The organism is Pseudonocardia kunmingensis (genome assembly GCF_006716445.1).
Classification (GTDB): domain Bacteria; phylum Actinomycetota; class Actinomycetes; order Mycobacteriales; family Pseudonocardiaceae; genus Pseudonocardia; species Pseudonocardia kunmingensis.
The window spans coordinates 689,946-702,126 of record NZ_VFPA01000003.1; the positions used below are offsets into that span (position 1 = coordinate 689,946).

Consider the following 12,181-nt stretch of genomic DNA (forward strand, 5'->3'; position numbering starts at 1 on the left):
TCGGGCCGGTCACGCCGCGCGGCGCCGCCCGCTCCACTCGTCGACGCCCAGGAAGAACGCCCACTCCAGGTGCTCCGCGCACGCCGCCACGCTGCCGGATCCCTTCTCCGCAGCGACCACGACGACGGCTTCCCGGGTGCACCGGGTGCACCGTCTGATCACGAAGGGCCATTTCCGGGCGGCGCTGCTCATGCGTCCGGGGTTCCCCGTCCGGGTGGCTCCACACCCCTTTCGGAACTGTCGGCGGCCTCGTCCACCATGGGGACGTGACCACTGCTACCGGGCCCGATCTCCGCGAGCGCGCCGAAACCGTGCTGGCCACCCTCGCCGGGCCGGGGGCGCGGCTGCGCGAGGACCAGTGGGTGGCGGTGCAGGCGCTGGTCGAAGGGCGGCGGCGCGCACTCGTCGTGCAGCGCACCGGGTGGGGCAAGTCGGCCGTGTACTTCGTGGCCACGGCGCTGCTGCGGGAGGCGGGCGCGGGCCCCACCGTCATCGTCTCGCCGCTGCTGGCCCTGATGCGCAACCAGATCGACGCCGCCGAGCGCGCCGGCATCCGCGCCGCCACCGTCAACTCGGCCAACACCGGCGACTGGGAGCGCACCTACACCGCCGTCGACGCGGGCGAGGTCGACGTGCTGCTGGTCAGCCCGGAGCGGCTGAACAACCCCGACTTCCGCGATCGCGTGCTGCCCCGGCTCACCGCGAGCGCCGGGATGCTGGTCGTCGACGAGGCGCACTGCGTGTCCGACTGGGGCCACGACTTCCGGCCCGACTACCGGCGCCTGCGGCAGCTCATCGCCGAGCTGCCCGCGGGCATCCCGGTGCTGGCCACCACGGCCACGGCCAACGACCGCGTGGTCGTCGACGTCACCGAGCAGCTCGGGCTGGGCCGCCACGACTCCGGCGACACGCTGGTGCTGCGCGGCTCGCTCGACCGCGAGAGCCTGCGCCTGTCCGCCGTGCGGCTGGCCACGCCCGCGCAGCGGCTCGGCTGGCTCGCCGAGCACCTCGACGCGTTGCCCGGCGCCGGCATCGTCTACACGCTCACGATCGCCGCGGCCGAGGAGGTGGCCGAGTTCCTGCGCGAGCGCGGCCACCCCGTCGCCTCCTACACCGGCAAGACCGACCCCGCGGAGCGCCTCGCGGCTGAGGGCGACCTGCTCGCCAACCGCGTGAAGGCGCTGGTGGCCACGAGCGCGCTCGGGATGGGCTTCGACAAGCCCGACCTCGGCTTCGTCGTGCACCTGGGTGCGCCGGCGTCGCCGGTGGCCTACTACCAGCAGATCGGCCGCGCCGGGCGCGCCGTGGAGCGGGCCGAGGTGGTGCTGCTGCCCGGCCGGGAGGACCGCGACATCTGGGCCTACTTCGCCTCGCTCGCGTTCCCGCCCGAGCCGCTCGTGCGCCAGACGCTGGCCGTGCTCGGGGACGAGCCGCTGTCCACCGCCGCCATCGAGACGCGCGTCGACCTGTCCCGCACCCGGCTGGAGATGCTGCTCAAGGTGCTCGACAGCGACGGCGCCGCGCGGCGCGTCAAGGGCGGGTGGGTGACCACCGGTCAGGAGTGGGTCTACGACCGGGAGCGCCACCAGCGCATCGCCGAGGCCCGCGAGGTGGAGCAGCAGGCGATGCTCGACTACATCGGCACCACCGAGTGCCGCATGCAGTTCCTGCGCCGCCAGCTCGACGACCCGGCGCCGGAGCGCTGCGGCCGGTGCGACACGTGCACCACGCCGGCGTGGAGCACCGACGTCGACGCCGGCACGGCCGCCGCGGCCCAGGAGCGCATCACGCGCCCGGGCATCGAGGTCGCGCCCCGCAAGCAGTGGCCCAGCGGGATGGCCGAGCTGGGCGTGCCGGTGTCCGGCCGGATCCCGGCCGCCGAGCTGGCCGCTCCCGGCCGGGTGATCGGGCGGCTGTCCGACATCGGGTGGGGCACCCGCCTGCGCGAGCTCGTCGACGGCACCGATCCGGACGACGCGCCGGTCCCGAAGGACGTCCTCGACGCCTGCGTGCGGGTGCTGGCCGGCTGGGGCTGGGAGGAGCGGCCGGTCGGGGTCGTCGGGGTGGGTTCACGCACCCGCCCGCACCAGCTCGACCACCTCGCGCGCCGGATCGCCGACATCGGGCGGCTGCCGCTGCTCGGCACCCTCGCCCCCACCGGCCCGCGCCCCGAGGAGCACGCCAACAGCGCCCAGCGCCTCGCCGCCGTCTGGTCGGCGTTCGAGCCGCCCGCGTTCGGAATGCCGGCCGGTCCGGTGCTGCTGGTGGACGACGTCGTCGACACCGGCTGGACGGCCACGGTCGCGGCCCGGCTGCTGCGGCACGCGGGCGCCACGGCCGTGCTGCCGTTCGCGTTGGCGCAGAAGGGCTGAGCCGCGCGCCGATCTGGCGCTCCGGCAGGTATCGGGCCTCGACCGCGCCAGGTTCCTGCTGCGGCGCCAGATGTGGGGGCGGCGGGTCGGGTCGCGGCTGCGTCCTCGGAGGTGGTGTACGAGTCCCCCGCTGGTGAACGGCGTGGCGTCGTGAACTGAGACGGCCACCGCGTGATCTTGATGAGTACCGACCAAGGAACTCACCGAGAGGATCACCACGATGGCCGCACCGCACAGTATCGATGTCGAGGGGTTGTTGGAGCAGCAGCTGCAGGGCGCGTCGCCGGACTTGTTGCGGCAGATGGTCGCCTCGTTCGCGAACGCGATGATGTCCGCCGAGGCCGACGGAGTCTGCGGCGCCGACTGGGGCGAGCGCAGCCAAGAGCGGGTCAACCGACGCAACGGCTACCGGCCCCGGGAGTGGGACACCCGCGCCGGCACGATCGAGCTCGCGATCCCCAAGCTGCGTGAGGGCTCCTACTTCCCGGACTGGCTGCTGACCCACCGCCGCCGCGCCGAGCAGGCCCTGGTCACCGTCGTGGCCACCGCCTACCTACTCGGTGTCTCGACCCGCCGGGTGGAGCGCCTGGCCGAGCAGCTCGGGATCAAGTCGCTGTCCCGCTCGCAGGTCTCGGAGATGGCCACCCACCTCGACGCCCAGGTCACCGCGTTCCGCCAGCGGCCCCTCGACCAAGGGCCCTACACCTTCGTCTGGGTAGACGCCCTGGTCGTGAAGGTCCGCGAGGACGGCCGCGTGGTCAACGTGCACGCGCTCGTGGCGACCGGGGTGAACGCCGACGGGCACCGCGAGATCCTCGGCCTCGACGTGGCCTCCGCCGAGGACGGCGCCGGCTGGTTGGCGTTCCTGCGCGGGCTGGTCGCCCGCGGCCTGTCCGGGGTCCAGCTGGTCATCTCCGACGCCCACTCCGGGCTGGTCGCCGCGATCGGGTCGGCGTTGCCCGGCGCGACCTGGCAGCGGTGTCGCACCCACTACCTGCGCAACCTGCTCACCCAGGTACCCAAGAGCGCGCAGCCGCACATGGCCACCCAGGTCCGCACCATCTTCGACCAGGCCGACGCCGACGCCGTGGCAGCCCAGTACGACCGCGTCGTCGACGGCCTCGAGCCCAAGTTCCGCGACGCCGCCGAGCACCTCGAAGCCGCCCGCGCTGACCTGCTCGCCTTCACCGCCTACCCACGTCAGATCTGGCGCCAGATCTGGTCCAACAACCCACAGGAGCGGCTGAACAAGGAGATCCGCCGCCGCACCGACGTGGTCGGGATCTTCCCCGGCCGCGAAGCCCTGATCCGCCTCGTCGGCGCAGTGCTGGCCGAGCAAAGCGACGAATGGACCGAAGGCCGCCGCTACATGAGCCTGGAACTGCTCACGAAATCCCGCATCCGCATCGTCACCACCGAACCCGACCCCACCACCAGCGAGCCGGTCGTGACAACCGAAGCACTCACCGCATAACCTTCACCAAGATCACGCGGAGTCGATCTCTTACACCACCTTCGCGGACGTGGCCCGGGTCGCCCGCAGCGGACGCGACGCTTCTGGCGTCCCCGCAGCAATCCGGCCTTCACCGACCAGAATTGCTGCCGCAGCGCCAGGTGCGCGGGCACCTGTCCTGGCATGCTGTGGACGAATGATCACATCGACCTGAGCGCTGTTCCCGGCGGTCCGGGCGACCCTCACATCTACCTGGCCATGGACGCGCTCCTGTGGGCGCATGCGAGAACCGGCGCACCAGGCTTCCGTTCGCGGGTGAACGGAACACCAGAGCTGTCCAGCCGTGATCGAACAACCCTGGTGTTCCGTTCACCCGCAGAACCGGGGACCAGAGACGGACAGCGACGCCGCCGGCGGCGCCCTTCGACGCGATGATCATGAACACCACGTACGCTGCCCCGATCGGCCCGAATTCCTGCCGCAGCGCCAGGTCCGCTACTCCCACACCACCACGTTGCGGCGCACCGGCGCCGAGGCCGGATCGCGCGCGAAGAGTTCGGGCGCGCGCTCGCGGATCTGCTCGACGTCGTCGAAGACCGCGCGCAGGTGGGCGCGCATCGCCGTCCGCGCCGCGACGACGTCACCGGCCAGCACGGCGTCGAGGATCTCGACGTGCTGGTCGGTGAAGGCGGGCGGGGCGGTGGCCTGCAGCCCGAGCCGGCGGGCCCGGTCGAGGTGCCCCTTGGCCGCCACCACGGTGGTCCACGCGTTGCCGTGGCCGGACAGGCGCAGCAGGGCGTGGTGGAAGGCCTCGTCGAGGACGAAGAACTCCTCGACGTCCAGGTCCGGGCGCCGTTGCGCGGAGAGGTTCTCGCGCAGCTCCCGGACCAGGTCCGGGTCCAGGTGGGCCGGGAGGTCCTCCAGCGACGCGAGCTCGACCGCTTCCCGGAGGAACTGCGCGTCGGCGACGCGTGCCGGGTCCACCCGCGAGACGAACGAGCCGACCTGCGGGAAGACCTGCACCAGGCCTTCCTCGGCGAGGAGGATCAGGCTCTCCCGCACCGGCGTGCGGCTGACGCCCAGCCGCGCCGCGAGCTCGTTCTCCGACAGCGCGGCGCCGGGCGGGAGCTCGAGGGTGAGGACCTCGCGACGCAGCGTCTCGTAGACGGTGCGGCGGTTGGTCCGGGACGTCGGACGGGCCACCTGCGCAGCGTAGCGGTTGCGACCCCTGCTCGACAGGTGCTTGTATACCAGCACTGCTCGACAGGTAGACCAACGGAGCTCACCATGACCGACGGCACGACCACCGGGGCGGCCGGCCCGGCGACCAGGACGACGCGGGACCTGGCCAAGGCCGCCACCTCGGGCTGGCTCGGCACGGCGATGGAGTTCATGGACTTCCAGCTCTACTCGCTGGCGGCCGCCATCGTCTTCAACCAGCTCTTCTTCCCCGACGTCAGCCCGGCGATCGGGCTCATCGCGGCGATGGCGACCTACGGCGTCGGGTACGTGGCGCGGCTCGCGGGCGCGATCTACTTCGGCCGGATGGGCGACCGGATCGGCCGCAAGCGCGTGCTGTACCTGACGATCCTGCTGATGGGCGCCTCGACCACGTTGATCGGCGTCCTGCCGACGTACGCGACGATCGGCATCCTGGCCCCGATCCTGCTGGTCGTGCTGCGCCTGGTGCAGGGCTTCGGGGCCGGTGCGGAGATCGCGGGCGCCACCGTGATGCTCACCGAGTACGCGCCGGTCCGACGGCGCGGTCTGATCTCCTCCCTGGTGTCGCTCGGCACCAACTCGGGCACGCTGGCCGCGTCCGGGATCTGGGCGATCCTGCTGGCCGTCCTCACCGAGGAGCAGTTGCTGTCCTGGGGCTGGCGCCTGCCGTTCCTGCTCAGCTTCCTGCTCATGATCTTCGCGGTCTGGCTGCGCCGCAGCCTGAAGGAGAGCCCGGTCTTCGAGGAGCGCCCCGACGTCGTCGACGGCCGGGCCCTGTCCCGCAGCGAGCTCGCCGAGGACCAGGCCGGCAGCGTGCTCGAGGCGGGCCTGCGCCAGCGCAAGGGCCGGGCGTTCTTCCTGGCGCTCGGGCTGCGCCTCGGCCAGGCCGGCAACTCGGGCCTCGTCCAGACGTTCCTGGTCGGCTACGTGGCCACGACGCTGCTGGTGGACCGCTCCGTCCCGACCGACGCGATCGTCTACGGCTCGGTGCTCGGCTTCGTCACGGTGCCCGTGGTCGGGCTGCTCGGCGACCGCTTCGGCCGCCGCCCGGTGTACGTCGCGTTCAGCGCGCTGACCGCCGTGCTCGCCTTCCCGCTGCTGCTGATGATCACCAGTGGCAGCACCGTCGCGCTCGTCATCGGCATGGTCCTGGCGCTCAACATCGGCGTGCTCGGCCTGTTCGCGATGGAGAGCGTCACGATGGCCGAGCTGTTCGGGTCCCGCACCCGCTTCACCCAGCTCGCACTGGCCAAGGAGGTCGGCGGCATCCTGACCACCGCCATCGGCCCGGTCCTCGCGGCCACCCTCACCGCCGTCACCGGCAGCTGGTGGCCCATCGCCGCGATGCTGGTGGTGTACTCGCTGATCACGCTGGTCAGCGCGCTGCTCGCTCCCGAGACCCGCGGGCGCGACCTGGTCCGTCTGGAGGACGCCGCATGAAGGCCGTCGTCGTGCACGGTCCCGGCGACGTGCGGATCGACCGCATCCCGGATCCGACGCCCGGTCCGGGCGAGGTCCTGCTGGCAATGGAGTGGGGCGGCATCTGCGGGTCCGACCTCGGCTACTGGGCCCGCGGCGCGTCCGGCACCGCGGTGCTGCGCCACCCCCTGGTGCTGGGGCACGAGGTCGCCGGGCGGGTGGCGGCGGTCGGGGCCGGCGTGACGGGCCTGCCCGAGGGCACGCCGGCGACCGTCCACCCGGCGCTGCTGGTGGGCGAGATCGCGCTGCCGGACCGGATCGCCGGCCGCACCAACCTGCACCCGCACGTGCGCTACTTCGGCTCCGCCGCCTTCGACCCGCACACCGACGGCGGCTTCAGCGAGTACCGGGTCGTGCCCGCCGACCAGGTCCGGCCGCTGCCCCACGGCGTCGACACCGAGCAGGGCGCCCTCGCCGAACCGCTGGCGGTGGCGCTGCACGCCGTGCACCGCGCGGGGGACGTGCGGGGGCGGACGGTGCTCGTCAACGGCACCGGCCCGATCGGGGCGCTCGTCGTCGCCGCCGCGAAGCACCGCGGCGCCACGCACGTGATCGCCGCGGACCTCTCGGCGCCGTCGCTGGCCGTGGCCGCCGCGATGGGCGCCGACGAGACCGTCGACCTCGGGGCCGGCGCGCCGCTCCCGTCCGACGTCGAGCTGGTCGTCGAGGCCTCCGGCGCGCCCGCCGCGCTCGGCGCGGTGCTGCGGGCCACGGCCCGGGGCGGCACGCTGGTTCAGGTCGGCAACCTGCCGGGCTCCCCGGCGCCCGCCCAGCTGGGCGACCTCGTCTCCCGCGAGATCACCTGGGTGGGGTCGTACCGGTTCGTCGAGGAGATCTCCGACGCGCTGCGCGCCCTGCAGGACGGCCTCGACGTCGCCCCGCTCGTCACGCACCGCTTCGACCTCGACGACGCGGCCGAGGCTCTGCGCACCGCGGCCGCTCCCGGCAGCAGCAAGGTGCTCCTGCGCCTCCGCCCCTGAGTCGACTCGCGGCACACCGACATCTGCGCTGGCACACCGACTGCAGTCGGTGTGGGAGCGCCACTGTCGGTGTGTCAGCCGGCAGCGCGGTCCGGGAGGTCGGCCAGCAGCCGGCAATGGCGCTTCTCCACGACCGCCGCGGGCTCGGGCAGGTCGACATCGGTGCCGCGGGGAACCGCGACGAACCGCCAGTCGGGTGCACCGGGGCGGCCCGCGGCGGTCCAGTGCGCGAGTGCGTCGAGCAGCCGGTCGGCGAGCGCGTCCCCGCTCGGGCCGGAGGCACGCACCCGCAGCGGGCTGTGGTCGTCGCCCGCGAGCACCACCGCGGCCACCCCGGGGATCGCGCCGGGGGCCGCGACCAGGCCCACCGTGCCGCTGCTCGCGCCGAGCGGGAGCAGGTCGTCGGGCAGCGCGGTCTCCGGCTCCACGGCCAGCAGGCGGCAGGCGCCCGGCTCGGTCAGCGCCAGCCACAACCCGAACCCGTCCCACACGTCGACCGGGCCCAACGCCGCGGTGCAGTCCCGGTGCCCCCGCGGGTCGGCGAGCGCGCCCGCCACGGCCGCCGCGTCCGGGCGCGGGCCGTCGTCGGGCACCTGCAGCGCGACCCCGATCCCGTCGAGACGCGTGGTGGCCTCCGGGCTCGCCGCGGCTCCGCGCAGCCGGATGAAGGCGCAGCTGCGCACCGAGTGGCTGCGCAGGATCCCGTCCGGCCCCAGGTCGAGCGCGGTCGAGAGCTGGCTGCCGCGCACGGCCAGCGGGAGGAGCAACCGGCCGCCCGGCGCGAGCTGCGCCAGCCACTCCGGGCGCACGTCGTCGCTGCCGACCGTCAACACGATGCGGTCGTACGGCGCTCCCGGCGGGTGCCCGAGCGCGCCGTCGGCGACGACGAGCTCCACCCCGTCGACGCCCGCCGAGGCGAGGTGCACGGCCGCGCGGTCGACGAGGTCCTCGTCGATGTCGACCGACGTCACCGCACCGGTCGGGCCGACGATCCGGGCCAGCAGCGCCGCGTTGTACCCGGTGCCGGCCCCGATCTCGAGCACCCGCTGCCCCGGCCGCACGTCCAGCTGCTCGAGCATGATCGCCATCATCGACGGCTGCGACGCCGAGCTCGTGGCCACACCGTCGGCGAACTGGACAGCCACCGCCTCGTCCGCGTAGGCCTCCGCCACGCCGAGCCCCGGCAGGAACAGGTGGCGCGGGACGGCGCGGAACGCCTCCTCGACAGCGGGCGAGCACACCCGTCCGCCGTCGCGCAGGGCGTCGACCATCCCGGTCCGAGCCCGCGCGGCGTCCACGGGACGAGTCTGGCGTCCGGAACCGGCCCGGACAACCGCCAGCGGCCGGGGTCAGGCGCCGCGCATCGGGACGAGGTCGTCGGCGTGCACGACCTCACGGCGCTGCTCAGGGGGCAGGTCCCGGGAGCGCCGCCCGATCAGGGACGGCAGCTCCGCCGCGTCGAAGCCGACCACACCGCGCGCCACGACCCCGCCGGAGGGCCCGACCAGGTCGACGACGTCGCCCGCGACGAACTCGCCCGAGATCCCGTGGATCCCCGCCGCGAGCAGGGAACGGCGGCGTTCGATCACCGCGGCCACGGCGCCCGCGTCCAGGTCGAGCGCCCCGCGCACGTCCGCGGCGTGCCGCAGCCAGAACCGGCGTGCCGACATCCGCCTGCCCGACGGCCGGAACGCGGTGCCGACCTTCGGGCCGGGCTCGGCACCGTCGAGCGCCGCGGCGACGTCCTCGGCGGCGGCCAGCAGCACCGGGATGCCGGCCGCGGCGGCCATCGCGGCCGCCGTGATCTTCGTGGCCATCCCGCCGGTGCCCAGCGAACCGGCCCGGGCGTGGGCCACCCGCACCGCCTCCAGATCGGACGGGGCCTCGACCTCGGGCAGCAGCCGGGAACCGGGCAGCCGCGGGTCACCGTCGTACAGGCCGTCGACGTCGGAGAGCAGCACCAGCCCGTCCGCGCCGATCAGGTGCGCCACCAGGGCGGCGAGCCGGTCGTTGTCCCCCACCCGGATCTCGTCGGTGGCCACCGTGTCGTTCTCGTTGACGACCGGCAGCACGCCCAGCCCGAGCAACCGCTCCAGGGTGCGCTGCGCGTTGCGGTAGTGGGCGCGGCGGATCATGTCGTCGGCGGTGAGCAGCACCTGCCCGATCGGCAGCAGGTGCCGGCCGAACGCCGCCGCGTAGGCCTGCGCCAGCTGCAGCTGCCCGACCGCGGCGGCTGCCTGCTGCGTGGCGAGGTCACGCGGGCGGCGGCTGAGCCCGAGCGGGGCGAGCCCGGCCGCGATCGCACCCGACGAGACGAGGACGACCTGGCTGCCCGCGGCCCACCGCGCCGCGAGCGCGTCGACGAGCGCCTGCAGCCGCTGCGGGTCGAGCCCGCCGTCCAGGCTCGTGAGCGAGGAGGACCCGACCTTGACGACGACCCGGCGGGCCGCGCCGAGCTGTGCGCGCGGAGTCATGCGTCCTCGGGGTCCTCGGCGAACAGCTCGTCGTCGGTGCGCGTCCGGCGCCGCTCGGCGCGGGCGGCCTTGCGCTCCGCGGCACTGATGCGCGAGCTCTGCTCCAGCCGCCGGTCCGTGCCGCGCCCGGACATCATCACCGCCACCCCGGACGGGGTGCTCGGCTCCCAGTCGAACGTGACGTCGCCGATCGTGACCGGGCAGCCCGGCTGCGCGCCGGCCTCGGCGAGCGCGTCCTCGACGCCGAGCCGGGCCAGCCGGTCGGCGAGGTACCCGACGGCCTCGTCGTTGTCGAACGCGGTCTGCCGGATCCACCGCTCGGGCCGCGCGCCGCGGACGATGAACCCGTCCGGCAGCTCCGGGTCGGGCTCGACGGTGAAGCCGGAGTCGTCGACGGCCTGCGGGCGCAGCACGATCCGCGTCGGCTCGGCCACCGGCTGGGCGTCGCGGTGCGCGCGCACCTGCTCGGCCATCGCGAACGTCAGCTCGCGCAGCCCGTGCCGGGACGCTGTGGAGATCGGCACGACCGGCCAGCCGAAGCGCTCGGCGAGATCGGCCGCGACGAGCTCCGCCATGTCCTTCGCGTCAGGCACGTCGATCTTGTTGAGCGCGATCAGCCGCGGCCGGTCGGACAGCTCGCCGCCGAGCGCGGGCGTGTAGCGGGCGAGCTCGTCCTCCAGCGCCTGCACGTCGGACACCGGGTCGCGACCCGGCTCGAACGTCGCGCAGTCGACGACGTGCACCAGCACCGAGCAGCGCTCGATGTGCCGGAGGAAGTCGAGCCCGAGCCCCCGCCCCTCGGACGCTCCCGGGATCAGCCCCGGCACGTCGGCGACGGTGAACACGTCCTCGCCGGTCGTCACCACGCCGAGCTGCGGCACGAGCGTGGTGAAGGGGTAGTCCGCGATCTTCGGCCGCGCCGCGGACAGCGCCGCGACGAGCGACGACTTGCCGGCCGACGGGAACCCGACGAGCCCGACGTCGGCCATCGAGCGCAGCTCGAGCACCAGATCGCGGCTCTCCCCGGGCTCCCCGAGCAGGGCGAACCCGGGTGCCTTGCGGGCCGCCGACGCCAGCGCCGCGTTGCCGAGCCCGCCGCGGCCACCTTCGGCGGCGACGAACCGGGTGCCCGCCCCGACCAGGTCGGCGACGATCGCGCCCCGGGCGTCGAACACGACGGTGCCGTCCGGGACGCGCAGCTCGAGGTCCTCGGCGTTGGCGCCCGCCTTGAACCCGCCCTGCCCCTGCTTGCCGCTGCGGGCCATCGCGTGCGGGCGGTGGTGGAAGTCGAGCAGGGTGTGCACACCCTGGTCGACGACCAGCACGACCGATCCGCCGCGCCCGCCGTTGCCGCCGTCCGGGCCACCGAGCGGCTTGAACTTCTCGCGGTGCACCGAGGCGCAGCCGTTGCCACCCGCGCCCGCCGTGGCGTGCACCACCACGCGATCCACGAACTTCGACATCGACTCTCCTCAGTGCGGTTGCTCGCTCCGCGAGCTCCGCTCGAACGACAACGGCGGGCCACCCCTCGGGCGGCCCGCCGTTGTCCGGTTCTGCGGGTGGGGCAGGCCTCAGGCCTGCGCCGGCACCACGTTGACGACCTTGCGGCCCTTCGCGTAGCCGAACTCGACCGAGCCCTCGACCAGCGCGAACAGCGTGTCGTCGCCGCCCCGGCCGACGCCGAGACCCGGGTGGAACTTCGTGCCGCGCTGGCGGATGAGGATCTCACCCGCGCTGACGACCTGACCGCCGAAGCGCTTCACGCCGAGGCGCTGTGCGTTGGAGTCGCGCCCGTTGCGCGAGCTGGACGCACCCTTCTTGTGAGCCATGGTGTCGTCCTCTCCTACTTCGCGATGCCGGTGACCTGGACCTTCGTCAGGGGCTGACGGTGCCCCTGACGCTTGTGGTACCCGGTCTTGTTCTTGAACTTGTGGATCCGGATCTTCGGGCCCTTGGTGTGCTCGACCACCGTGGCGGTGACCGAGGCGGCCGAGAGCGCTGCGGCGTCGGTGGTGACGTCGTCGCCGTCCACCAGGAGCACTGCGGGGAGGCTCACCTCGGCGCCGGGGTCACCGTTGATCTTCTCGACGGTGACGACGTCGTCGACGGCCACCTTGTACTGCTTACCGCCGGTCTTGACGATCGCGTACATCGACGCACTGCTCCTGAAGCTCGGGGGTCATTGCACAGGGGGACCCTGCG

11 protein-coding genes are annotated in these 12,181 nt (G+C 73.9%); 4 read left to right on the top strand and 7 right to left on the bottom strand.

Going from position 1 to position 12,181, the window contains the following annotated elements:
* Positions 1–9: 9 nt before the first annotated feature.
* On the bottom strand, positions 10–192 hold the full coding sequence (locus FB558_RS26175) for a hypothetical protein (RefSeq protein ID WP_142057796.1): 183 nt from the start codon (positions 190–192) through the stop codon (positions 10–12).
* 74 nt (positions 193–266) lie between these two features.
* Between FB558_RS26175 and FB558_RS26180 the strand changes: the two genes are divergently transcribed.
* Positions 267–2,372: a RecQ family ATP-dependent DNA helicase gene (locus tag FB558_RS26180; RefSeq protein WP_142057798.1), complete on the top strand. Its 2,106-nt coding sequence runs from the start codon at positions 267–269 to the stop codon at positions 2,370–2,372.
* Positions 2,373–2,592: 220 nt separating this feature from the next.
* Positions 2,593–3,846, top strand: coding sequence for an IS256 family transposase (locus FB558_RS26185; protein WP_142057479.1), 1,254 nt, complete (start codon positions 2,593–2,595; stop codon positions 3,844–3,846).
* Positions 3,847–4,320: 474 nt separating this feature from the next.
* On the opposite strand, the gene FB558_RS26190 is transcribed toward FB558_RS26185, so the two are convergent.
* A complete protein-coding gene (locus tag FB558_RS26190; protein ID WP_142057800.1) occupies positions 4,321–5,028 on the bottom strand; it encodes a GntR family transcriptional regulator in 708 nt (235 codons plus the stop codon).
* 84 nt (positions 5,029–5,112) lie between these two features.
* Here FB558_RS26190 and FB558_RS26195 point away from each other — a divergent pair, with 84 nt between their 5' ends.
* Together FB558_RS26195 and FB558_RS26200 are read left to right on the top strand one after the other, a co-directional pair.
* Positions 5,113–6,486, top strand: coding sequence for an MFS transporter (locus tag FB558_RS26195; RefSeq protein WP_142057802.1), 1,374 nt, complete (start codon positions 5,113–5,115; stop codon positions 6,484–6,486).
* On the top strand, positions 6,483–7,505 hold the full coding sequence (locus tag FB558_RS26200; RefSeq protein ID WP_142057804.1) for an L-idonate 5-dehydrogenase: 1,023 nt from the start codon (positions 6,483–6,485) through the stop codon (positions 7,503–7,505). Before FB558_RS26195 ends, FB558_RS26200 begins: the two co-directional genes overlap by 4 nt.
* Positions 7,506–7,579: 74 nt before the next feature.
* Here FB558_RS26200 and fxlM read toward each other — a convergent pair whose 3' ends face one another.
* The 5 genes from fxlM to rplU form a co-directional block, all read right to left on the bottom strand.
* The gene (gene fxlM, locus FB558_RS26205) at positions 7,580–8,803 is read right to left on the bottom strand and encodes a methyltransferase, FxLD system (RefSeq protein ID WP_246106756.1); all 1,224 of its coding nucleotides are present in this window, start codon (positions 8,801–8,803) and stop codon (positions 7,580–7,582) included.
* A gap of 51 nt (positions 8,804–8,854) precedes the next feature.
* Positions 8,855–9,979 (bottom strand): glutamate 5-kinase, encoded by a 1,125-nt coding sequence (gene proB / locus FB558_RS26210; protein ID WP_142057806.1) that lies wholly within the window; start codon positions 9,977–9,979, stop codon positions 8,855–8,857.
* The gene (gene obgE / locus FB558_RS26215; RefSeq protein WP_142057808.1) at positions 9,976–11,442 is read right to left on the bottom strand and encodes a GTPase ObgE; all 1,467 of its coding nucleotides are present in this window, start codon (positions 11,440–11,442) and stop codon (positions 9,976–9,978) included. The genes proB and obgE overlap by 4 nt, the downstream gene beginning before the upstream one ends.
* Positions 11,443–11,550: 108 nt before the next feature.
* A complete protein-coding gene (gene rpmA, locus FB558_RS26220) occupies positions 11,551–11,808 on the bottom strand; it encodes a 50S ribosomal protein L27 (protein WP_142057810.1) in 258 nt (85 codons plus the stop codon).
* 14 nt (positions 11,809–11,822) lie between these two features.
* On the bottom strand, positions 11,823–12,131 hold the full coding sequence (gene rplU / locus FB558_RS26225) for a 50S ribosomal protein L21 (protein WP_142057812.1): 309 nt from the start codon (positions 12,129–12,131) through the stop codon (positions 11,823–11,825).
* Positions 12,132–12,181 lie beyond the last annotated feature (50 nt).

Excerpts from the sequence above, each read along its gene's own strand:
- FB558_RS26175 (WP_142057796.1), bottom strand. The coding sequence starts at position 192 with ATGAGCAGCGCCGCCCGGAAATGGCCCTTCGTGATCAGACGGTGCACC.
- FB558_RS26185 (WP_142057479.1), top strand. The coding sequence starts at position 2,593 with ATGGCCGCACCGCACAGTATCGATGTCGAGGGGTTGTTGGAGCAGCAG.
- FB558_RS26195 (WP_142057802.1), top strand. The coding sequence starts at position 5,113 with ATGACCGACGGCACGACCACCGGGGCGGCCGGCCCGGCGACCAGGACG.
- FB558_RS26200 (WP_142057804.1), top strand. The coding sequence starts at position 6,483 with ATGAAGGCCGTCGTCGTGCACGGTCCCGGCGACGTGCGGATCGACCGC.
- proB (WP_142057806.1), bottom strand. The coding sequence starts at position 9,979 with ATGACTCCGCGCGCACAGCTCGGCGCGGCCCGCCGGGTCGTCGTCAAG.
- obgE (WP_142057808.1), bottom strand. The coding sequence starts at position 11,442 with ATGTCGAAGTTCGTGGATCGCGTGGTGGTGCACGCCACGGCGGGCGCG.
- rpmA (WP_142057810.1), bottom strand. The coding sequence starts at position 11,808 with ATGGCTCACAAGAAGGGTGCGTCCAGCTCGCGCAACGGGCGCGACTCC.
- rplU (WP_142057812.1), bottom strand. The coding sequence starts at position 12,131 with ATGTACGCGATCGTCAAGACCGGCGGTAAGCAGTACAAGGTGGCCGTC.